This is a genomic window from Micromonospora sp. BQ32 (assembly GCF_059358895.1).
Genome location: NZ_JCADBI010000004.1, coordinates 249,084 through 270,579 on the forward strand (window position 1 = coordinate 249,084; position 21,496 = coordinate 270,579).

A 21,496-nucleotide genomic window follows, 5' to 3' on the forward strand; every position below is an offset into this window, starting at 1 on the left:
CAAGGGTTTCGGTGCTATTTCTTCCTTGTTGCTGACGCGGGCCCTAGGGCCAGCGCGCAGCGCTGCAGGTGAGCTGCATGAAACGTTTTAAGCGCTATACACTGCCGAGCGACCCGGTCGACACGGGTCACGACCACCGCACGGAGCATCTGGGGAGCCATGGCAACGGCGAACATCAAGGAGGTCGCCCGGCATGCCGGCGTATCCCTCGGCACCGTGAGCAACGTACTCAACCGACCCGACACGGTCGCTCCCGCCACCCGTCAGCGGGTGCTCGACGCCATCACCACCCTCGGCTACGTCCGCAACGACTCCGCTCGCCAACTGCGCGCCGGGCACAGTCGCACCGTTGCCATCGTCGTCCTGGACGTGGCCAACCCGTTCTTCACCGACGTGGTGCGCGGGGCCGAACAGGTGATCGAGGCAGCGGGCGCCATGCTCGTCGTCTGCAACAGCGGCGAGGACAGCGCCCGCGAACGCCGCCACCTGGAGCTGCTGGAGGAACAGCGGGTCCGTGGCGTGCTCATCACCCCGGTCGACCACGGCCCGCAGCCCATTCTGGACAAGCTCATCGAGCGAGGCATCCCGGTGGTGCTGGTGGACCGGGGCACGGGCCGGGCGAACCGTTGCTCGGTGGCTGTCGACGACGTGCTCGGCGGCCGACTCGCCATGGACCACCTGCTGGACCAGGGCCACCAACGCATCGCCTACCTCGGTGGCCCGCTCACCATCGCCCAGGTTGCCGACCGGCATGCCGGGGCCGCCGCAGCTCTGCAGGACCGCGGCAGCACCGCTGACCTGCGGGTGGCGGTGACCACCAGCCTGACCGTCGCCGCTGGCCGACGCGCCGCCGACGAGCTGCTCGCGTTACCGGTCCGTAAGCGCCCCACCGCTGTGTTCTGCGCCAACGACCTGATCGCGCTCGGTGTGCTCCAGGAGCTGACCGCGCGCGGCGTGCGGGTGCCGAACGACGTGGCCATCGTCGGCTACGACGACATCGAGTTCGCCGGCGCCGCGGCGGTGCCACTGTCGTCGGTGCGCCAGCCCCGCGACCAGCTCGGCCGCGCCGCCGCGGAGCTGTTGCTCGAAGAGGCCGAGTCCGGCGACACCCACCGGCACCGACACGTGGTGTTCCAGCCCGAACTGGTCGTGCGCCGCTCCAGCGACCAACCCCGGCGCACCCGGCGCTGACCGCCGCTCATTGACAACCGAGGAGCCGGGCGGACGCCCGCCCGGCTTCTCGGCAACACCCAGCCTGGTCAGGCCGCCGGAACGGGCATCGCCCAGACGTCGGCGATCGACGGGTCGTAGCCGGTGCCGGTGTCCTGGTACCGCACCCGCACGACCCCGTCGCGGGTCGCGTCCGGCAGGTTGACGACGAACTGGTAGCTGACCGTGCCGGGCCCGCCCGCCGTGCGCTGCCACGAGCGGGTGTGCGCCACCGCCCCGTCCACGACCACCTGGTAGTCCTTGAGCTGAGGCCCGTCGTACGTCTCCACCGAGCGCAGTGCGAACGGTTCACCCGCCCGGACCGCGAGGTCGAACTCGAACCAACCGCCGGGACGGGTCACGTCGGTGTACCGGCGGGTCAACCCGGCCTCCGTACTGGTGCCCGAGTAGGTGGAGGCCGTCAGGCCGTGCGCCTGCTCGGCCGCCGCGACGCCGAGGTCGACGTGGTCGTACGCCCTCGTCGGTGGGACGACCGCGAAGGAGTAGGAACCGGACCCGATCTCGTACACGGCGACCGCGCCGTCCATCCGGACGAACCGCACTCCGGCAGCCTGCTCCGCCGGCCGGCCGCCCTCGGTGACCGCCTCACGTCCGGGTGCCGGGAAGCGCACCGTCGCCGTGGTGTTGGGCGGCAGGGTGAGACGCAGCCGCATGTCGCCGCGCGCGTCGAGGTCCCAGTCACTGCCGATCGTCCCGTACGCCGAGCGGTACGACGCCTTGGCCGAGGTGAGGCCACCTCCTGGCTGGGGGGCGAACGTGACGTGCGCGTACCCGGGGTTGGCGGCGTCGGGCTGGATGCCGGCAACCGTCCGGTACATCCAGTCGCCCACCGCGCCGTACGCGTAGTGGTTGAAGGAGTTCATCCCCACGTCGCCGAAGCTGCCGTCGGGTCTGATCGAGTCCCAGCGCTCCCAGATCGTGGTCGCGCCCTTGCCGATCTCATAGCCCCACGACGGGTAGGTGTCGTTGAGCAGCAACCGGTAGGCGACGTCCAGGTGCCCGGTGGCGGTCAGCGCCGGCAGCAGGTCCGGGGTGCCGAGGAAGCCGGTGGAGAGGTGCCAGTCGTGCCGTTGCACATTGGCGACCAGCCGGTCGGCGGCCCTGGCCCGCAGCGGATCGGTCAGCAGGCCCATGCCGATGGCCAGCACGTAGCCGGTCTGGCTGTCGCCCTGCACGGTGCCGTCGGCCGCGACGTAGGTGTTGACGAACGCCTGGGTGATGGCCCTGGATAGCGCCGCGTAGCGGGTCGCGTCGGCGTCGCGCCCGATGGCCGCGGCCAACTCTCCCAGCAGGCGGATGCTGTACGCGTAGTACGCGGTGCCGACCACCCCGGCCGGCGTCGGGTCCTCCAGGTTGAGCCAGTCGAGGTACGGGCCGGCGTTGGTCCGCAGGTTGCCGGAGCTGGTGCTCTGCAACCAGGACGCGTACCGCACCATCGACGCGTAGTGCTCCTCGACCACCCGGGTGTCGCCGTAGCGCTGCCACAACGCGTACGGCACGGTGATCCCGGCGTCGGCCCAGCCGGTCGCGCCGTCCCCGCAGCAGGCGCGCGGCGCGACGTCGGGGTACGCGCCGTTGGCCGACTGCGCGTCGCGTAGGTCCTGCAACCACTTGGTGAGGAACGTCAGGCTGTCCATGTTGAACGTCGCGGTGTTGGCGAAGACGTTGATGTCGCCGGTCCAGCCGAGCCGCTCGTCGCGCGCCGGGGTGTCGGTCGGGATGGACAGGAAGTTGCCGCGCTGTCCCCAGGTGATGTTGCTGTGCAGCCGGTTCACCATGGCGTTGGAGGTCTGGAACTCGCTGGTCAGCTCCCCGTCGGTGTGCATGACCAGACCGGTGACCGAGGACAGGTCGGGGGTGCCCGGATAGCCGGTCAGCTCGACGTACCGGAAGCCGTGGAAGGTGAAGGTCGGCTCGTAGACCTCGGCACCGCCGCCGCGCAGCGTGTACTGGTCGGTGGCCCGCGCCGTACGCAGGTTGGCGGTGTACGCGGTGCCGTTCGGGTTGAGCACCTCGGCGTGCCGGATGCGTACCGTCGTACCGGCCGGGCCGTTGACCTTCAGCCGCACCTTGCCCACCATGTTCTGGCCGAGGTCGAAGATCCAGGTGCCGGGGGCGGGCTGGGTCAGCACCCGGGCTGGCAACTCCTGGGTGACCCGCACCGGCGGGTCGACCTGGGCGACGATCTTGTCGGTGGCGTCGACGGCGTCGACGGTGGCGGGCTTCCAGCCGGAGTCGTTGAACCCGGGCTGGTTCCAGCCGGCCGGCACCCGCCGTGCGTCGTAGGTCTCACCGTGGATCAGGTCGCTCTGCAGGAACGGCCCGGCCGTGGCGCGCCACGAACCGTCGGTGTTGACCGTCGCGCTGCGACCGTCGGTGTAGTCGATGCGCAGTTGCGCGCTCAGGTGCGGCCGGGAGCCGTAGTTGTCGGTGCCGAACCAGGCGATGCTGCCCGCGTACCAACCATCGCCGAGCAGGGCGCCGAGGGCGTTGTCGCCCGGGCGGAGCTGGCCGGTCACGTCGTAGGTCTGGTACTGCACCCGCTTGTGGTAGTCGGTCCAGCCGGGTGCCAGCTCGTGGTCGCCGACCCGCTGGCCGTTGAGGGAGAGCTGGTAGACACCGAGCGCGGTGGCGTAGATCCGGGCCCGGGCGACCGTACCGTCGACACGGAAGCTACGGCGCAGCAGCGGGTTCGCGTCCAGCGCGGTGAGCATGGCTTCGGTGTCGCCGCTGACCCGCAGGCCGGCCGCGGTTGTCGTGCCTGCCCCGAACGGGTTCACACCGTCGGTGAGCGGGGCCGCGAAGAGCGTCTGGCCGCCGCTGGTCACCGAGAAGTTGGAGAAGACGCCGGACTCCAACCCGTTGGTCCGCAGGCCGACCGAGCCGGACGGGTGCGCCGTGCTGGTGGTGACGTCGACCTGGGTGCCGTCGACCCAGGTCGTGATGGTGTTTCCGGCGGCGGTGATGCGCAGGGTGTGCGGCGTGGTCAGCCGGTCAGCCGGAACGACTGCGCCGAGCGGCACCTCCTTGAGCACCGTCCAGGCGCCGTTGACCCGGGCGTGCGGGCGCAGTTTCGCACTGCCGTCGGTGATGGAGAACTGCCACATGTACGCGTTCGCCGCGCCCCGGGCACGGAGGTAGATTCCGGCCGCGTCGCGTTCCAGCCGTACCGTCGTCTGCACCGTGTAGTCGGTCCAGGCTTCGGTCACCGACGGCATGCCGATCCAGTCGGCCTGCCAGCCCGCGCCGCCGTGTACGCCGGTCTCCCAGAACGCGGGCGCGCTCCAGCCGGAGGCGTTGCCGGCGGTGTCCCAGACCTGGGCCTGCCAGGCGTACCGAGTGCGGGGTCGCAGTTGCGGGCCGGCGTACGGGACGAGGGTGCTCTGCCGCGACCGGACCCGGCCGCTGTCCCAGACGTCGGGGGCGTTGAGGCGGTCCGTGCTGGTGGCGACGCGCACCTGGTACGACTCCTGAAGCACGCCGCGGGCGGTGGCCTGGATCTGCCAGCCGAGTCGGGGCCGCGCCACGTCCAGGCCGATCGGGTTGGTGGCGCGTTCGGTGGTCAGGTCGGTCACGGTCGGCGTCGCGGCTGCCGGTGCTGCGGTGGCTGGGACGGGCGCCACCACCGGCGTTAGGCCGAGCAGCAGTACGAGAAGCGCGGAGGGTGCGGCACAACGGCGCGTTCTGCGCATCATTCCAGGTCCTCATCCTTCTGAGCGGCGGTCTCCCGGCACGGACGTGGGCGGTGGACGGCCCGGGCCGGGAGGGGCGATGGAAGAGATGAATCGTTTCAGTGTTCGTTGCAGGAAGGTTACGCCCTCGCGATGGTCAAGTGAAGACGTTCATGACGATGAATATGAACGGACCCTCGAATCGGATCCGCTGGCGTTGCCGCAGGGGACTACAGGGGAGCTGTCGTCCGCCGGGCGGCAAGGGTGGGGGAGAACTTCACCTGGGTGGTGGGCCGGTTGCTGTCGGTGATGCGGTCGAGCAGTAGCCGGGCGGCGTTGGTGCCGATCTGGTGGCCGGCCTGGTCGACGGTGGTCAGTGAGATCGGACCGAAGGCGGCGAAGGTGGTGTTGTCGTAGCCGGCGACGGAGATGTAGGCGGGCGCCGACAGACCGGCATCGGCGAGGGCGTCCAGGACTCCCATGGCGACGATATCGACACCGGCGAAGATGGCCGTCGGTCGCTGCGGCCGGGCGAGCAACTGCTGCGCGCCGAGATAGCCGCCCAGCTGCGTGTAGGTGGTGGAGGGCCGGCGCCGATGAAGTCGTCGTCTGCGACGGTGTCGTAGACGGCCGAGCGTCCGTGCCGGCCGACGACGGTCGGTACGGTGCGGGCGATGCGTTCCAGGCGCTGCCGGGAGGCCAGCGGGGCGAGGAGGATGAGGCCGCTGAGCGTTGATGACGTCGAGGACGTCGGCGAAGAACGGGTTGCGGAGATTGGGCAGCATCACGCCGATGGTGTAGGTCTGCCCGCGCAGCCCGCGGGCGGACGCCGACGTGCGGTAGCCGAGCGCTCTGTTCGAGGGGTGGAGCGTCGCCGTTTGCGCTTGGGATGTGTCACTGCGGGGAGCCTAAGGTGTCTGCTATCGACAGCTCGCCGACAACGCACCGCTATCCGCGCAGGCGGGTGGCGATCCGGTCGGCCTCACCGGCGTCCAGGGGGTAAGGGCTGCCGTGCAAGATTGGGCCGGTGATAACGGCGGGGCCGGTGACCGGCGGCGAGCCGTGCTCGGCGGCGAGCAGGCTCGCTGCGGGGTTGGGCTGCCCTGGTTGGGCCCGGCCGGGGCTGTCCTCGGCGTGCCACAAGGTCAGGCTGGTGCCGAGCCTGGTGGATCGGATGTTCTCCGAGCCGAGCAGTCGGGCCACCTCCTGCACGAGATCCATCCCGAAGAAGGGTGTCGTCACCTGCTGGACGCCGCCGACGGTCACCAGCAGCAGCTCGGCCGTCTTGCCACGTTCATGCGCTATCCGGGGATCACTTGGCCCGCCTGTCGACGCGCTCACGGTCTGACCGGACGTGGCCTGAGGCTGAGCCGGCAGGGACGCGCGCTGTATCAGCACGGCGATCCCGCTCACCACGGTGGCCAGCAACGCCACCGCCCCAAAGGGCACGGCCAGCATGAAAGGCCACCGCCAACCGACCGCCCGCCCCACAAGCACCCCCGCCACGGGCCCGAGACCCAGGGCCAGTACCACCACGGCGGCGACGAGGGGCATCACCCACACGCGTCGTGCTCCCATCTGCGCCACCAGCATCGCCGTGACGCCCCACGCCAAACCGGCCCCGAACCCCGTCACCGCGCGGCCGAGTAGCAGCAGAGCCTCCCCCGAGGCCAGCGCGGTCAGCAGCGACCCGGGAACCAGCAGCGCGATCGCGGACAACGCGACGGCAGTCGGCCACCGCCGACCGACGAGAGCGCCGACCGCAACCGCCAGTACCGCCGGCAGCAGGTAAGCGACGAAGATCCAGAGGACTGCCGAGGTCGGCAGATCCATGGCCTGCTGGATTGCAACCCATTGCGGCCCGATGGTGACGGCGAGCAAGAAGGCACCTAGTGACGCAGAGAGTGTCGGCCCGATCAGCAGCCAGACTGGGCGCAAAACGTGCGGCCGATCACCGATCACGACGGAGCGTGAAGCGTACGGGGGAACCTGGTTGGCGGTGCTGGGTAAGGGCGCGGTCACGCCGGCGAATATACCGGCCCCGAGGCTCTGTGGAGGCCACCGGTGGCACCGCCGAGGAGTAAGAGACGGTGGCATCGGAGTGGGCTGCGGACCCGGGCTGACCGGTGCCGGGAAGAGCAGCCGGGCGCGGCGGCGTCGATGGAGACGAAGCAGAGTGGCCACCGCGGCGATGGCGGCGGCGAAACCGAGACTGATCCAGCCCTGCGTGGGCAGTGCGACCCCCGCCTCGTCCCCTGGCTGATCGGAGGGCGATTCGGAGGCGAACGCTCGCCCCGCCGGCAGGGACGCCCGGTGTGCTCGGTGCGGGGGTGCGCGGCCTCGGCGTACTCGCTGTCGGGGTGTCGGGGGCCGGTATGGCGCTGGCTGGTGGTGCCGGCGGTGTGGTGGGCGCCGTGTCGGTTGTCCCGGGTGCCGCGATGTCAGGGCTGCCAGTGTTGGTTAGCGCGTCCATGGTCGCGCCAGTCCGAAGCGCGGGGGATGCAGGCAACGACGCTCGCCTGGACCTTCTACCCTCGGACTTGTGATATCCGATCTGGCGAATGTCGTGGCGGCGTGCGGCTCTGCGGTCGCGGTTGTCGTGACGGTCGTAATCGCCTTACGCCAGCTGCGCTCGGCGCAGACCGCCAACCAGACCCTCGTCGCGATCGAGCTGCTGACCCGAGACCGGTCCAGCGACGAGTTTCTACGCGCTGAGGACTTCGTCCTCAATGAGCTGACCATCCGCCACCCGCCACCCGATGTCAGCGTCAGTGACCTGCCAGCTGAGGCCCGCCACCATGTGGCGCGGCTGTCCCTGTACTACAACGGTCTGGGCCAGATGCTCGCTTTTGCGGCGGTCGATCCGAGGCTCCTTGTGGGCACGGTCAGCTACCGCTCCCGGCAAGCTTGGCGCGTCCTAGAGCCCTACATTCTCGCCGAGCGTGCACAGCGCGGCGAGACGTACCTGTCCCACTTCGAGCACCTTGTCCACATGGCGACCCACAACCCGTGGGCCACGGCTGTCCGCAAATTCAACCTGAAGCGCTTCGGCAGCTATCCTGCCGAGCTCAGCATGAACGACGGTTCGACGAAAGCGTCGTCGCGCCAGCACCAAAGTGCATGACTGTGGCAATCGGTCCGCGGGTCATGGCGGCCACCTCAGCGGACGACGTCGTAGACGAGCTTGGTGATCCCGTTGGCGTACGTCTCAGACTCGACCACCTTCAGTATTTGCTTGTCCTTGTCGGTGTCGCTGAACATCCGCTTGCCGGCTCCGAGCAGCAGCGGATAGACCAGCAGGTGGTAGCCCAGTTGTCGACGAGGGCATCCTGGCTGAGGGTGGTCGAGACGACGTACTTCGGTAGTTCCTTGAGGGCAGCGAATTCCTTCATGTCCGGCCAAACTGGCGAGAACACCCCGCAGCTGGCCCGGCCGAACATCAGCGCGGGCCCGACGCCTGAGCCGCTCATCCGCGGCGATTTGTACGTCGGCATCTTCTGGGATGCGCTGCCCCCGAAGGTGGCTGCTCCGCTTGACGAAAGAGCAGGTTCCGGACGAGCGCAACTAGGGCATGTATCAAAGTCTGCCTTTGGCGGCGCCGATGTGTGGGCGCGGTTTACTAGGAGCGGTCGACGCGGGGTATGACCGGATCAATGGGTTGGGTGGGACTGTTTTGGGCTTCGTACCAATCGGCGATGTTGAAGGTGATGTCACAGTTGCAGCAGGTCGCGTTGCCGAACAGGTAGGTCAGTCCATCCGCCAGGACTGACTCGCCGCACGCGGCGGCGGTATAGTGCATCCGCTGGCGGAACCTGTCGAGGATCGCGGGGTTGGCCGGACGTAGTGGGATTCGGTGAATATCGCCTTCCCATTCGTCGCGGATCGTCGAGTAGCGACCGTAATCGCCAATCACGATCATCAGCAGTGTGGCGCAGTGGGGGCATTCGATGCGGTAGTGCTCGTCGGAGAAGTCAAGGCTGATCGTTGCCCAGAACGTGTAGCCGGCAAAAGCGGCAGCTGCCTGGAAGTACCAACGGAATTGGTCGCCGTTCATGCCTGGAAGGTGTGACAAGGTGAGGCGGTGCAGGGTGGCCAGGGCAGACGGATCGGCGCGCACCAGATCGTCATCGGTGTGATGCCGGTGCAAGGTCATGGCGATCATCGACGCAAGCTGGATGGCTGCCTGACGGTGTTCCTCTGCGCCCATCTGGGCTAAGGCACTCAGGCGCGGCAGGGCCGCGTAGCCTGCCGAGTACCAACACTCGCCCTCCGTGATCAGGCGATTGTCTAGTTCCTTCCACAAGTCAGCGCTCGGCTCTCGCTCCAGCCGATCCAGCAACGCCATAATCTCGTCGTCCGGAAGTTGCTGGAGGTCTCGCTCGGACCAATCGACCATGCGATCAGTCAACACGACACAAGCCGGACCGCTACCTGGTGGGTCTAGATCAAACTCGGTTAGGGCCTATGTCGAGTCGGTCACAGCCACTCGTTGATGGCGGCGAGGTGGATGGTGGCCTCATAGCGCACGGCCAGCTTGTCGAACCGGGTGGCCACGGCCCGATTGCGCTTGAGTCGATTGATTCCGCACTCCACGGCGTGACGCTGCTGGTAGATGTGCGGGTCGAAGGCGGGCGGCCGGCCTCCCTTGGATCCCTGGCCCGTCGGTGGGCGTCCTGGTCGGCCTTGCTCGGGATCGTCGCGGCGATTCCGCGCCGGCGCAGGTAGGCGCGGTTGGCTTTCGACGTGTAAGCCTTGTCGGCCAGGACGCGGTCTGGGCGGGTTCTCGGGCGGCCGGTGGTCAGGCGGGGGACGCGGATGGCGGTCAAGACCGGGATGAACTGCGGGCTGTCGCCGCGGTGGCCGGCAGTCAGCACGATGGCGAGGGGTTTCTGTCCTTGCTCGCAGCCCAGGTGCAGCTTTGTGGTCAACCCACCGCGGGACCGGCCAAGCGCATGGTCGGCCGGCTCGACGCTGACGCCGCCGGGTGGTTCGGCCTGCAGATCCCCCTTTTCCTCGCCCCGGCCGCGTGCTGGTGGGCGCGGGCGCTGGTCGAGTCAACCGACACGTCCCAGGTGATCCGCCCGGCCGCGTCGGCAAGGGCCTGCAACGCGGTGAGCAGCCGCTTCCAGGTCCCGTCGCGCTGCCACCGCCGGAACAACGCATACACCGCTGACCAGGACCCGTACTGCGGTGGCACATCCCGCCACGGCGCACCCACCCGGATCCGCCACCGCATCCCATCGATCAACTGCCGCCTACTCCACAACGACGGTCGACCCGGCCGCTTCGGCGCCGGCAGCAACGGCTCCAACACCGCCCACTGCACGTCAGTCAGGTCAAACCGCCTCGTCACCGCTAGGGTGCCCACGAGGTCTCCGGTTTCAGGTTCTGCTTGGTCGCTGAACCATCTACCGGAGACCTCGCCATATCCCGATCTCCGACACGCCGAACGGCACACCAGCTCAGGCACCACCGCCGACTTCGACACAGGCCCTAGAGGGCGTGCCGAGCGGTGGCGCGTCCCGTCAGCTCCTCGCACGCGGATGACAGCGCTAGCGACAGAGACCAACGCACGGAGGTGGCGTGGGGCGGGCCGAACCGTCGAGCCCACTCCACGCCACCTGCACCGTCAGGCCCGCATGAACTGGCTCACCGGCAGCGGCCGGTTCACCACCCGCATGTCACCGATCCAGCCATAGAAGCCCTGCTCCACGATCCGGTCGTAGTGGTACGCCCCGATCAGCCACGGCTCGTTCGACGTGGCCAGACCGACCGCCGGGGTGGCGGGGTTGCGCAGCAGTTCGGCACCGTCGACGTACAGGGTGGTGGTCTTCCCGTTGTTGACCACCGCGACGTGGAACCACTCGTCAGCGGGCATCTCGTGGCCCCAGTTGCTGGAGATGTCGTTCTGGTTGAGCGGGAAGACGGCCCACTGCAACGCCATGCCGTCCGACAGGCTCAGCGTGGCGATCGGCTCCGACGGGTCACCGCCGGTCTTGCCCGCGTCCCGACCCGCGCCGAAGCGGCTCAGGATGCTCATCCACGCGTGGTTGCTCGCCCTGACGTCGGCGGGCAGCTTGACGAACGCTTCGATGGTGTAGCCGTTGCGCAGGGTCTCGGCGTTGAGCGGGGCGTCGTCGACGGTTCGCAGGTACGCGCCGCGCGCCGGCTTCTTGGCACCGTCGAAGCGGAGGCTGGCGTGAGCCGGCTGGTCGGGGTGGTGCTCGCCGGACCAGCGCAGCGCCTCCGGCCCACTGCCGGCAAGGGTGACCCGGGTGAGATGGTTCCTCCGACCGGAGAGATCCTCGATCCGGTCGCCGTCCGGCACCGCGACACCGTCGCCGCGCCCCTTGTCGAACCGCCAGTAGGCGATCGTGCCGGGGACCAGCATGGTGGCGGGGTTGCGGGGCGCACGAGGCGGCACCGGGTCGAAGCCGGCGAACCGCGCCGCGAAGTCGACCCCGATGCTGAATCGGTTGGTGGCGTCGGTCAGCTCCATCTCGCGCTGCTCAAGGACGTTGCGCTGCTCGGGCCGTTGCCCCTGGATCCACGGAGAAAGGGTCTCCACGTCGATCGTGTTGCGCGCCAGATCGAACTGGTAGAGCCGGATCATCGCGCTGCCGCCGTAGTAGCGGTCCTGGTAGTTGGTGATGTGCAGGTGCACGTCGTGCTCGGCGGCGTTGCGCAGCACGGTCCGGCCGGGCGGCCAGTAGTGCCCGTTGAGGGTGAGGAAAATTTGGTCGCTCTCCGCGACGAGTTCATCCCAGAGCCGCTGACCGTGCCCGGAGAGCGTCGCCGCTCCGCTGTCGTCCGCGTACACCATGTCGTGGGTGGTAAGGATGACCGGAGTGCGCGGATGCGCGGCCAGGACCGACTTCGCCCAGGCGAGACCGGCGTCCGACGGACGCCAGTCGAGCGCCAGCAGCAGCCACTGCCGCCCCGCGGCGGTGAAGACGTGGTACGTGTTGTACCCGTCCTTGGTCGCACCGCCGTACGTCGGCAGCTTCCGGAACCGCTGCGGCCCGAACACGTCGAGGTACGGGCTCGGCCCCCGCTGGTCGGTCGTGGACGAGTTGATGTCGTGATTGCCGGCGAGCACGCTGTACGGCACCCGTCGACGGTCGAACGCCTCGAACACCTTGCCGGCGGCGGCAAGTTCGTCGGCGCGTGCGTTCTCCACGATGTCGCCGAGGTGGGCGGTGAACACGATGTTCCGCTCCGCCTGGTTGTCAATGATCCAACGCAGACTCGCCGCCAACGGCGCCGGGTCACCGCGGTCGGTGTCGAAGAGGTACTGCGTGTCCGGGATGACGGCGAGCGTGAAACGAGACAGATCGGGGTCGGGCCGCCCACCGCCCTGCGCACTGGCCGACGCGGGGTCCTGGGCCCCGACGGTGCCAGCGGCGACCAGACCGGCACCGACCAGGCCGGCGCTCTGAAGGAATCGGCGCCGACTCGGGCCTTCTTGCATGGACTGCTCCTCAGATCGGGTGATGCTCCAGGCCCAGTACGCCCCCCGACCACGAACGTTGATCATGGCGACCGACAACGCCGGCCGAACTCCCCGTGAACCTCGACCACCTGCCGCCTGCGCCGAGCCGACCAACTCGTTCCTGAATCGCCGCCAGCGCTCGGTACCAGGAGGGCGAGGCGCCGGCTGAGGATGCAGCAGCTCTCCTGACAGAGGTGGGTGAGGTACTCGGTGAGCTGGAGTCGTTGATCCGGCGGATCAATCGCACCAACGCGACCACGGTGCTGGAGGGTGGCACTCTCACCGACGTGCTCGCGCGCCGTGACGTCCTTTGCCTGCGGCACAGCGTGGTCACGCCCGCGGCGGACGCCGCGGCCGGGGAAGGTCAGCGCGGGCCGCCGGGCATGGCGCACACCGCCGACCGGGTGTCCCGGATCGCGACGGACGTACGTCGGCGTCGGCCAGCACTGTGCGTCGGACATGGAGAACCGCAGCAAGGCGGGGCCGGCGATGATCGTGTCGGCGCGTGCGGCTGGGTCGAAGCGAGTTGAGCACCCTGCGTAACGAGCGGGCCGAACGGCGGTACGCCATCGAGGCGCGGCCGTGGTTGTCCCCGGATGTCCCACCGGACGGTTCGCCGCTCGGCGCGGCCGTGGTCTGCAGGCTGGTCGCTGAGGAACTGGGCTTCTTGCAGGGCAACGAGGCGGCGCTCTTTCCGGCGGCAGGGTGGCCGGGCCAGCCCGCCGTCGCCACCGCGCTGGCCGCCCTCACCAGCCAATCCGAGGAGGTTGAGCCCGACCAGGCGGGTTGCGGCAGTCAGCCGAACTGCCTACCGGAACCGGCGCCGGTAGGCAACGATCGCGAGGGCTGCCGCAGTGCCGGTGGCTGCGAGGACTGGCACGGAGTTCGCGCGTACCAAACTGCCGATCTTGGTGGTGGCGGCGCGTGCGGAGGTGATCAGGGTGGACTCGGCCTTGCCGGTGGTCTGAGCGCCGGCCTTCAGCGAGCCTCGTACCGTGCCGATCGTGTGCTGTGAATTCTGCTTCACCGACGTGGTGCGCTGGGAGGCATTCTGGCTGACTGTGTGGGCTAGCTGCGTCGCTCTGGTCTTCGCCGATTGACCGGCCTGGGTGACCCGCTGTCGGAGTCCGCCGACGGCGGAGGTCGTTTTGGTGCGCGCGCGGGTCTTGACGTCGGTCTTCGCGGTCAGTGCGGCTATGGTTTCGCCGAGTTCGGCGCGTGTCTGCTGGATATCGTGTCGGGTCTGGTCCGGGTTGCTGCTTCCGGGTGGCGTGCTCATGGCTGTCTCCGGTTCGCGGCGCCACGTATCGTCTCGGCGTCGGCTCGCACGCTGTCTCTGGTTGCGGTGGGTGTGACGGGCATTGCCGTGCTGACCTGCTTCTTACCGCGTTGGGCCGCGATCGCGGCGGCGGCGGCAAGGATCACCGTGACGATCAGGGCGGCCACGGCGTCGGGCATGATCGCGGCCAGGGTCAGCACGATCGTGGCGACGGCGGTCGCGCCGGCGAAGATCCCGAGCATCGCGCCGCCGCCGAGCAGCCCGGCGCCGGCGCCCGCGCGTTTGCCCTTGGCAGTCATTTCCGCACGCGCCATCGTCAGCTCGTCGCGCACCAGCCTGGTGATCTGATCGGTGGCACGCTGCACCAACTCGGCAACCGGCGTGTCAGCAGACGCGGTGCCGGGGTTGGCGCTAGATCGTTCTGGCATCAGTGTTCTCATCTCTGTCAGGCACGGAGTGGTCCGAGGCGCTGCCCGGGGGTCAGTGGTGCTGCGCGGCGGGCAAGCTTTCGGGCCCGTGCGGCGGGGCATCGATACGCCTGCCGGTCATCGGCGCGAGGCCGTCGTCGAGCTGGCCCGCGACGTCAGCTGCCGGGAAACCACCATCCTGGCGGCGACCTCGGAGCGTGAGCATGCTCGCCGCTCCGGTCACCGCTCCGGCCGCGAAGGCAACGATGAGCGTTTGCCGTGCGATGGACTTCTTCTTTCGCGCCATGACAACCTCCTGAATCCGACGTGACCTCATAGTCCTGATTGTCGGACTCGACCGGCGAGATTAGGCGTTTAATCGGCGGACTTGCATGAAGGTGAACGGTGCTTGCGCCGTGGTTGCCGTGAGCTGCCGTTTCCTCCTGCGAGAGGCGGCTGTGAGGAAGACTGGAACCATCAAGCGGTGCTTCGCTTGTTCGATGTCTGCAGCACTCGATGGGTTGCGTGCCTGCCCGCTAGTGGCTGCTGGCGGACCCCTAACCTGAGCTGGGCGGTCGTACAGGGAGTGGCGAGCGTGAGTAATGCGGATCTTGGTGCCCGTAGTGACCGTGGCAGTGCGTACGCCGAGCTGTGTCGCCTGATCCGAAGCGCGGGTCTCCTCGACCGTCACCCGCGCCGCTACGCGGCCCGGGTGACGGTTCTGCTGGGTTTTCTCGTGCTGATGGGCGTGGCGTTCGTTCGGCTCGGGTCGTCGTGGTGGCAGACGGCCACCGCGGTCGGGGTCGCGGTGCTGCTCGCACAGCTGGCGTTTCTCGGTCACGACGCCGGGCATCGACAGATCTTCCGATCCCGTCGGGCGAACGACGTGCTCGGCATGATCTGTGCAAACCTGATGACCGGAATCAGCTACGGGTGGTGGGTCGACAAGCACAACCGCCACCACGCCCATCCGAACACCGAAGGCCGCGACCCCGACATCGTCGTGGCCCCACTGTCCTTCACCCCGGGCCAGGCCGCGACGCAGCGCGGCCTGCGGGCGCTGTTCGTCCGGCACCAAGCGGCGCTGTTCTTCCCCCTGCTGATGCTGGAGGGTCTGCATCTGCACGCCGCCAGCGTCCGGGCGGTCGTCAGCCGCGGAGGCCTCAGGCACCGACCGGCGGAAGCCGGACTGCTCGTCCTGCACTTCGCCGGCTACCTCGCAGCCGTATTGCTGGTCCTGAGCGTTCCGCAGGCGATCGTGTTCATCCTGGTCAACCAGGCACTCTTCGGCCTCTACCTCGGCAGCTCCTTCGCCCCGAACCACAAGGGGATGCCCATCCTGACCGAGGCCGACGACCTCGACTACCTACGCCGACAGGTCCTCACCTCCCGCAACGTGCGCGGCGGTTGGCTCCTCGACGCACTCCTCGGCGGGCTCAACTACCAGATCGAACACCACCTCTTCCCCAGCATGCCCCGACCGAACCTGCGCCACGCCCAGCCACTGATCCGCCAGTTCTGCACCGAACATGGCATCGCCTACCACGAAACCACTCTGATCCAGTCCTGGTCACAGGGGCTGGCGCACCTGCGCGCGATCGGGGCCGGAGCGAACCGCCAGGGCAACGACTGAGACTGGTTTGCGCACGCTCTGGTCGCCGGTCGCCGGTCGCCGGTCGCCGGTCGCCGGTCGCCGGTCGCCGGTCGCCGGTCGCCGGTCGCCGGACGGCAGGTGCGGTGCGGAGGACCTCTTCGAAGCGGTACTGGTGTAGGTAGAAGTGGCGCGTGAATTCCTCGGCACGACGCAGGACGGCCAGGCGGTGCTCTGCTCTGCCTGACGGTCCAGCTTCTGTTCAAGCGACGGGGCATGAAGTCTTCAACTGTCGAAGACGCGAAGTGTCAACAACCGCCATCCCGTGCCGCTCGCGAATACACCGCCCCGATCACCCGCCGGGACCAGTTCAGCTCGTCGTTCTCGTGGTGGAGCTCCGCGACCAACTGCAGGAGGCGGGTCCACACCTGGGCCTGACGCCATTCCGCGAACCTCCGATAGACGGTCGGCCAGGAAACCCCGAAGCTCGCGGGGATCTGCCGCCACGCGCGGTCGGTGCCGGCGACGTAGACGATGGCCGCCAGCACGTGCCGGTCGTCGGCGCGGCGCCGGCCGCCACCCTGCGGCCGGCGTACGACCGTGACCGGCACTACCTGCCGGAACAACTCCCACAGTGCATCCGGCACCAGGTGGTGGACGAGCTCCGGCCCGGTCTGCTTGAGCGAATTCATGCCGTCCTGGCCCGTTGTGTGACGACAATGCAGCAGAGGACGACGGTCGCGGTCAGCGGCACCATGGCGCTGAGGTGCTCACCCAGCAGGAGGACCGCCCACACCAGGGTCAGCAGCGGCTGGGCGAGTTGTAGCTGGCTGGCCCGGGTCACCCCGATGAGGCCCATGCCGCGATACCAGACCACGAACCCGCCGAATTGCGAGATGGCCGCGATGTACGCCATGCCCCCGATTGCCTCGGCCGTCAGGCGCACCGGCTCCTGCGGGAGCGCGACCGCGCACACGGCGAGGCTGACCGGTGCCGCGAGAACGACCCCCCAGGCGATGACCTGCCAGCCGGGCATGTGCGCGGAGAGCCGTCCGCCTTCCGCATAGCCGGCGGCGCAGACCAGCAGCGCGCCGAACAGGTAGAGGTCGGCGATCGTTGGCCGGCCGTGGTTCTGCGAGATGGTGAACGCGATGACCGTGGCCGCACCTATCGAAGCGGCCGCCCAGAACAGTTTCGACGGGCGACGCCCGGTGCGCAGCGCGGAGATCGTTGCGGTGGCCATGGGTAGCGCACCGATGACGACCGCCGAGTGGGCCGTGGTCGAGGTCTGCAGAGCGAAGGTGGTGAGCAGCGGAAAGCCGATCACGCAGCCGGCTGCCACCACGGCGAGGGCCGGCCAGTCGCCGGCGGCCGGCAACGGCGTGCGGGTGGCGAGGAGAGCGGTGAGCGCGATGACCGCGGCGAGGACACCGCGAACCCCGGTGGCACTCCACGGCCCGAACCCGTCGAGCGCCCAGTGGGTCGCCGGGAAGCTGAACGAGAAGCTCAGCACACCGAGCGCGGCGAACACCGTCCCGCTCGCGAGTGGTGATATCCGGACCAGAGTGATAGCGCTATTCTCCGTACTCATGTCAAACAGTAGCAGTTCCCGTCTTCTGGCGGAGTCCATCGCAGAGGAAATAGCGCTACTGCCGGAAGGCACCCGCATCGCCACCCATCGCGAGCTGGTACGGCGCTTCGCCGCGAGCGGCACCACCGTCTCCGCGGCGCTGGCGTTGCTCGCCCAGCGCGGCCTCATCGCACCTCGCCCTGGCGCCGGGACGTACCGCACGGCGGCCCGGCCGGCAACCCGCACCGGGGACACGTCCTGGCAGGAGGCGGCCCTCGACCCGGTGGGGGCCGACGGAGCCTCGATCGGTACCCTGCGTGACTTCCAGGCACCCGCGCTGCTGCAGACACTGTCGACGTCCGGTCCGGACATCGTCGACCTCAACGGTGGCTACCTTCATCCCGGGCTACAACCGCTGGGCACCCTGGCCACGGCGATGTCGCGCGCGGCCAGACGCACCGAGGCGTGGGATCGCCCGCCCGCCGGCGGGCTGCCCGAGCTGCGCGACTGGTTCGCCGCCGATATCGGCGGCGGCCTCGGTCGTCATGACATCCTGGTCTGCGCGGCGGGGCAGAGCGCGCTGGCCATCGCGCTGCGCGCGCTCGCCCAGCCGGGAGATCCGGTCCTCCTGGAGTCGCCGACCTACCCGGGTGCCATTGCGGCCGCCCATGCTGCGGGCCTGCGGCCGGTTCCGGTCCCTATGGATGCCCACGGTCTGCACTCGGATCATCTCGACCGGGCCCTCGCTCGTACCCGTGCGCGCGTCATCATCGTCCAGCCGCTGTTCCAGAACCCCACCGGGGCGAGCGTCTCGACGGTCCGGCAGGAGGAGATCCGGGCCATCGCCCGCCGGCACGCCGCCTTCGTCATCGAGGATGACTTCGCCCGGCACATGGCGCATGCCGACGCCCTCACCGCGCCGCCGCCGATGGTCGCCGACGACCCGGACGGCACCATCGTCCACATCAGATCGCTGACCAAGGTGAGCTCGCCGAACCTGCGCGTCGCCGCGATCGCGGCCCGAGGCCCCGTCCTGGCCCGACTGCGATCCGCCCACGTCATCGACATGCTGTTCGTGCCCGCTCCGCTGCAGCTGACCGCACTGGAGATGGTGACCGCCCCCGGCTGGAGGCGGGCCCTCAAAGCGCTCAGCGTCGCCCTGGCGCACCGGCGCGAGGTGGCCACCGAGGCCGTTCTGGCGACCTTCGGCGACCACTCTCTCGCCCGTCGCCCCCGCGGCGGTTACCACCTGTGGGTGTCGCTTCCAGCGCACCTCGACGAGCATCAACTGGTCCCCGCCGCTCTCGCCAAGGGCGTCGCCATCACACCCGGCACAAACTTCTCCGCCACCGGCAACAGCCTCCGGCATGTCCGGCTCAGCTATGTTGCGGCACCGTCGGCCTCCGACGTCGACGACGCCATCCGCCGGCTCGCGCCGCTGCTCATCGAGCACTGATCCCCAGCCGCCCGGCGATGGCCTCCGCGAAACGCGTCGGACCGTGGTCGGTGAACGGCAGGTTCAGCGACGGCTCGCACAACTCCAGTTCCAGTACGATAGGCGCGCCGTCGAATCCGCGGATCACATCGACCCGGGCGTAGACCAGCGGACGGTCCAACCCGAGCCGCGCGCCGGCCGCCGCCAGCGCCGCCGAGGCCACTGCGCGTTCATCGTCCTCTGCCATCCGGGGCGTGCGGCTCTCGAAAGTGGGCACGTTGACCGTGCCGTCCGGCATGAGCATCGGGCTTTTGCGGATGGCGTGGCTGTAGACGCCGCCGAAATAGATCAGGTCCGTCTCACCGTCATGGTCGACCGATTCCAGGTACGGCTGGAGCAGCGCGACTAGGCCCTCAGAGTGCAGCCGTGCGACGTGGGCGGTTGCGTTGGGCGCGTGGGAGCGGGAGAAACGCTGGACGTCCTTCGAGTAGGCACCCACCGTGGGCTTGACGACGAACTCCGCGGCCTCGGGATGGCCGTCGAGGAACTGCCGTACCGCCGCGGACGGGTCACTACCGGGCCGGACGAACGTGCTCGGTACCACCGGCACGCCGCGAGCGGCGAGATCGGCCATGTACCGCTTGTCGAGGCTCCAGCGCACCACCGGCAGCGGGTTGTGGAGATCCGTCACCGCGGCGACACGCTCGCACCAGGCGAGGAAGGCCGGCAGACGATCCACGTATGACCACGGGGAACGGAGCAGCACCGCGTCGAACCCGGACCAGTCGACGGTCGGATCCTCCCAGTCACACACCTCGGCAACGAGCTCGGCGGCACGGCAGGCGTCAAGCAGCAGGGCCATGTCGTAATCGATCGGAAGGCTGACCTCATCGGTGACCAGAGCGAGTCTGCTCATTGTCGGAACCCCTTCACCATGGGAGCGATTCGCCGAGGTGGAGATAGCTGCCGGTCGGCCCGTCCGAGCCGAGCAGGGCCATGTCGACGCTCGTCTTCGCGCCGACGGCGACCTCCAGGTCGCCCGCGCCGTCATTCAGGTCCGTCTTGGTGTAGCCCGGATGCACCGAGTTGACCTTGATGGGCGTGTCTCGCAGCTCGTACGCCAGGTGCACCGTCCAGGAGTTCACCGCGCTCTTGGAGGCGCTGTAGGCGGGCAGCGACTTGAAGGCATCGCTGTAAACGTATGAGGTCGGGTCGCTCTGTTTGGTCAGCGACCCCAACAGGCTGGAAACGTTGACGATGCGGCCAGCTGTGGATCGACGGAGGAGAGGCAGGAAGGCCGCCGTCACCTCGACGACGCCGAACAGGTTGGTATCGAAGGTCTGGCGCCACTGATCCATGGGCTGCTCGGAGGGCCGCTTGCCGTACTCCTCGACGCGGATGCCCGCGTTGTTGACCAGGATGTCCAGCCGGCCATACTTCTCACCGACGTTGTCGGCGGCCTCGGCGATGCTGTCCGGCGCGGTGACGTCCAGGACGAGCGGCGCGACGTCGAGGCCCATGCTTCGCAGGCTCGCCGTGGCCTCCGTCACCGCCTCCCGGCGGCGACCGGCGACCAGGGTGTGAACGCCGTTCTCCGCGAGCTGCCGAGCGATCTCACGGCCGATGCCGCGGTTGGCGCCGGTGACGAGCGCCAACTTCGAGGGGGTCAGGGACAAGGCTTACTCCTCACTACCAGATCAGTGACAAGAACTTGGCGATCGGTGGGCCGAAGCGGGCGACATCCACCAGGAAAGCGTCGTGCCCCTCGTCCGACTCCAGCGCCTTGAACTGCACCTCCGTTCCGCCCTTGCGGAGACCGTCCGCGATCTGGCGTTGCTGGTGCAGCGGGAACAGCGTGTCGGTCTCCACCCCGATCACCAGCGCCGCGTCCAGGCTCAGCCCTGCCAGCGCCGTGTCCGAGGTGCCACCGCATGATTCGCCGAGATCGAACAGGTCGATGCACCTGCTGAGGTAGAGGTAGCTGTTGGGATCGAAGCGGTGTGCGAAGCGGTCCGCGTGTGCCTGCAGATAGCCTTCGACTCGGAATTCGGGGTCGAAGGGACGGTTCTCCGTCCGGCGTTTCCCGGTGAGCCGGGCACGGCCGAAGCGCTGATCCCATTCCCGGGCCGAGCGGTAGGTCATCATGCCGAGCTTGCGCGCGAGGCGCATCCCGGACCGCGGGTAGTGCAGGACGTCATCGCGATAGCGCCCGTGCGACCACCGGGGGTCGGACCGAATCGCCTCGCGCTGCAGTGAGCGGACGGCGATAGCGTAGGGCAGTGAGTGCACCGCCCCGGAAATGTTGATGAGGTTGCGCGCCAGACCGGGATGACGAACCAGGAGGGAGAGGGCGCTCATCCCGCCCATGGACGCCCCAACGACGCAGCTGAGCGTGTCGAACTCCAGAGCGCGGACCAGTACCGCGGCTGCGTCGGCGATGTCCTCGATGGACAATTGCGGGAACGTCATCCCGTAGGGCTCGCCGGTGGCGGGGTCGACCGAGGCCGGCCCGGTGGAACCCTTGCAGCTGCCCAGGGCGTTCACGCAGATCACGTACCACCTGTCTGTGTCGATCGGCCGGCCCGGCCCCACCATGTGCTCCCACCAGCCGGGAGTGAGGTCTTCGTCGTGCGCGGCGACGTGCGCGTCAGGGGACATGCCGGTGAGGACCAGCACGACGTTGTCGCGCGCCTCGTTCAACCGCCCGACGGCTTCGTACGCGACCCGCGCTCCGTCGAGCACCCCGCCGCGCTTCATCGCGAAGCCGTCGGGCAGTGTGACGAAACGGGTGGCCGCCGGAATGAACTCCCTCATCCGCGGT

General features: G+C 68.9%; 18 protein-coding genes and 2 pseudogenes. 5 read left to right on the plus strand and 15 right to left on the minus strand.

Annotation, left to right across the window (positions count from 1 at the left end; genetic code table 11):
- Positions 1 to 159: 159 nt before the first annotated feature.
- Entirely contained in the window at positions 160 to 1,191 is a 1,032-nt protein-coding gene (locus tag AC5L30_RS10705; protein WP_494866843.1) for a LacI family DNA-binding transcriptional regulator, read from the plus strand.
- Positions 1,192 to 1,259: 68 nt separating this feature from the next.
- On the opposite strand, the gene AC5L30_RS10710 is transcribed toward AC5L30_RS10705, so the two are convergent.
- The 3 genes from AC5L30_RS10710 to AC5L30_RS10720 all read right to left on the minus strand — a co-directional run bounded on the left by AC5L30_RS10710 (position 1,260) and on the right by AC5L30_RS10720 (position 6,782).
- Positions 1,260 to 4,925 (minus strand): family 78 glycoside hydrolase catalytic domain, encoded by a 3,666-nt coding sequence (locus tag AC5L30_RS10710; protein ID WP_494866844.1) that lies wholly within the window; start codon positions 4,923 to 4,925, stop codon positions 1,260 to 1,262.
- Positions 4,926 to 5,131: 206 nt separating this feature from the next.
- Positions 5,132 to 5,686, minus strand: coding sequence for a substrate-binding domain-containing protein (locus AC5L30_RS10715; protein ID WP_494866846.1), 555 nt, complete (start codon positions 5,684 to 5,686; stop codon positions 5,132 to 5,134).
- A 163-nt stretch (positions 5,687 to 5,849) separates the two neighbouring features.
- Complete coding sequence (locus tag AC5L30_RS10720; RefSeq protein WP_494866848.1) at positions 5,850 to 6,782, minus strand: MFS transporter; 933 nt, start codon at positions 6,780 to 6,782, stop codon at positions 5,850 to 5,852.
- A 661-nt stretch (positions 6,783 to 7,443) separates the two neighbouring features.
- Between AC5L30_RS10720 and AC5L30_RS10725 the strand changes: the two genes are divergently transcribed.
- Complete coding sequence (locus AC5L30_RS10725) at positions 7,444 to 8,025, plus strand: DUF4760 domain-containing protein (RefSeq protein WP_494866849.1); 582 nt, start codon at positions 7,444 to 7,446, stop codon at positions 8,023 to 8,025.
- Positions 8,026 to 8,060: 35 nt separating this feature from the next.
- On the opposite strand, the pseudogene AC5L30_RS10730 reads toward AC5L30_RS10725, so the two are convergent.
- The 4 genes and pseudogenes from AC5L30_RS10730 to AC5L30_RS10745 all read right to left on the minus strand — a co-directional run.
- A pseudogene (locus AC5L30_RS10730) lies at positions 8,061 to 8,347 on the minus strand (dihydrofolate reductase family protein); the annotation flags it as partial.
- A gap of 173 nt (positions 8,348 to 8,520) precedes the next feature.
- Positions 8,521 to 9,297 carry a hypothetical protein gene (locus AC5L30_RS10735; RefSeq protein WP_494866850.1) on the minus strand — a complete coding sequence of 259 codons (777 nt, stop codon included), beginning with the start codon at positions 9,295 to 9,297 and terminating at the stop codon, positions 8,521 to 8,523.
- A gap of 80 nt (positions 9,298 to 9,377) precedes the next feature.
- Positions 9,378 to 10,254: pseudogene (locus AC5L30_RS10740) on the minus strand (IS5 family transposase).
- Positions 10,255 to 10,530: 276 nt separating this feature from the next.
- Positions 10,531 to 12,372 carry a LamG-like jellyroll fold domain-containing protein gene (locus AC5L30_RS10745; RefSeq protein WP_494866851.1) on the minus strand — a complete coding sequence of 614 codons (1,842 nt, stop codon included), beginning with the start codon at positions 12,370 to 12,372 and terminating at the stop codon, positions 10,531 to 10,533.
- Positions 12,373 to 12,518: 146 nt separating this feature from the next.
- Between AC5L30_RS10745 and AC5L30_RS10750 the strand changes: the two genes are divergently transcribed.
- Entirely contained in the window at positions 12,519 to 12,923 is a 405-nt protein-coding gene (locus tag AC5L30_RS10750; RefSeq protein WP_494867200.1) for a DIP1984 family protein, read from the plus strand.
- A gap of 278 nt (positions 12,924 to 13,201) precedes the next feature.
- On the opposite strand, the gene AC5L30_RS10755 is transcribed toward AC5L30_RS10750, so the two are convergent.
- From AC5L30_RS10755 to AC5L30_RS10765, 3 genes are read right to left on the minus strand one after another with little or no spacing between them, the layout of a single operon-like run.
- On the minus strand, positions 13,202 to 13,672 hold the full coding sequence (locus AC5L30_RS10755; protein ID WP_494866852.1) for a DUF3618 domain-containing protein: 471 nt from the start codon (positions 13,670 to 13,672) through the stop codon (positions 13,202 to 13,204).
- Entirely contained in the window at positions 13,669 to 14,100 is a 432-nt protein-coding gene (locus AC5L30_RS10760; protein WP_494867201.1) for a phage holin family protein, read from the minus strand. The genes AC5L30_RS10755 and AC5L30_RS10760 overlap by 4 nt, the downstream gene beginning before the upstream one ends.
- Before the next feature lie 52 nt (positions 14,101 to 14,152).
- Entirely contained in the window at positions 14,153 to 14,386 is a 234-nt protein-coding gene (locus AC5L30_RS10765; protein ID WP_494866853.1) for a hypothetical protein, read from the minus strand.
- Between the two features lie 405 nt (positions 14,387 to 14,791).
- Here AC5L30_RS10765 and AC5L30_RS10770 point away from each other — a divergent pair, with 405 nt between their 5' ends.
- Entirely contained in the window at positions 14,792 to 15,712 is a 921-nt protein-coding gene (locus AC5L30_RS10770) for a fatty acid desaturase family protein (RefSeq protein WP_494866854.1), read from the plus strand.
- A gap of 266 nt (positions 15,713 to 15,978) precedes the next feature.
- On the opposite strand, the gene AC5L30_RS10775 is transcribed toward AC5L30_RS10770, so the two are convergent.
- Both AC5L30_RS10775 and AC5L30_RS10780 read right to left on the minus strand, forming a co-directional pair.
- A complete protein-coding gene (locus AC5L30_RS10775) occupies positions 15,979 to 16,362 on the minus strand; it encodes a transposase (RefSeq protein WP_494866855.1) in 384 nt (127 codons plus the stop codon).
- Positions 16,359 to 17,261: a DMT family transporter gene (locus AC5L30_RS10780; RefSeq protein ID WP_494866857.1), complete on the minus strand. Its 903-nt coding sequence runs from the start codon at positions 17,259 to 17,261 to the stop codon at positions 16,359 to 16,361. The genes AC5L30_RS10775 and AC5L30_RS10780 overlap by 4 nt, the downstream gene beginning before the upstream one ends.
- Here AC5L30_RS10780 and AC5L30_RS10785 point away from each other — a divergent pair.
- Positions 17,260 to 18,696: an aminotransferase-like domain-containing protein gene (locus AC5L30_RS10785; protein ID WP_494866859.1), complete on the plus strand. Its 1,437-nt coding sequence runs from the start codon at positions 17,260 to 17,262 to the stop codon at positions 18,694 to 18,696. The genes AC5L30_RS10780 and AC5L30_RS10785 overlap by 2 nt on opposite strands.
- Here AC5L30_RS10785 and dcsG read toward each other — a convergent pair.
- From dcsG to metX, 3 genes are read right to left on the minus strand one after another with little or no spacing between them, the layout of a single operon-like run.
- Positions 18,683 to 19,591, minus strand: a complete 909-nt coding sequence (gene dcsG / locus AC5L30_RS10790) for a D-cycloserine synthetase (RefSeq protein WP_494866860.1) — start codon at positions 19,589 to 19,591, stop codon at positions 18,683 to 18,685. The two genes, AC5L30_RS10785 and dcsG, sit on opposite strands and share 14 nt — an antisense overlap.
- A gap of 13 nt (positions 19,592 to 19,604) precedes the next feature.
- Positions 19,605 to 20,330, minus strand: coding sequence for an SDR family oxidoreductase (locus AC5L30_RS10795; RefSeq protein WP_494866861.1), 726 nt, complete (start codon positions 20,328 to 20,330; stop codon positions 19,605 to 19,607).
- Between the two features lie 34 nt (positions 20,331 to 20,364).
- Positions 20,365 to 21,489, minus strand: coding sequence for a homoserine O-acetyltransferase MetX (gene metX / locus AC5L30_RS10800; RefSeq protein WP_494866862.1), 1,125 nt, complete (start codon positions 21,487 to 21,489; stop codon positions 20,365 to 20,367).
- Positions 21,490 to 21,496: the final 7 nt, after the last annotated feature.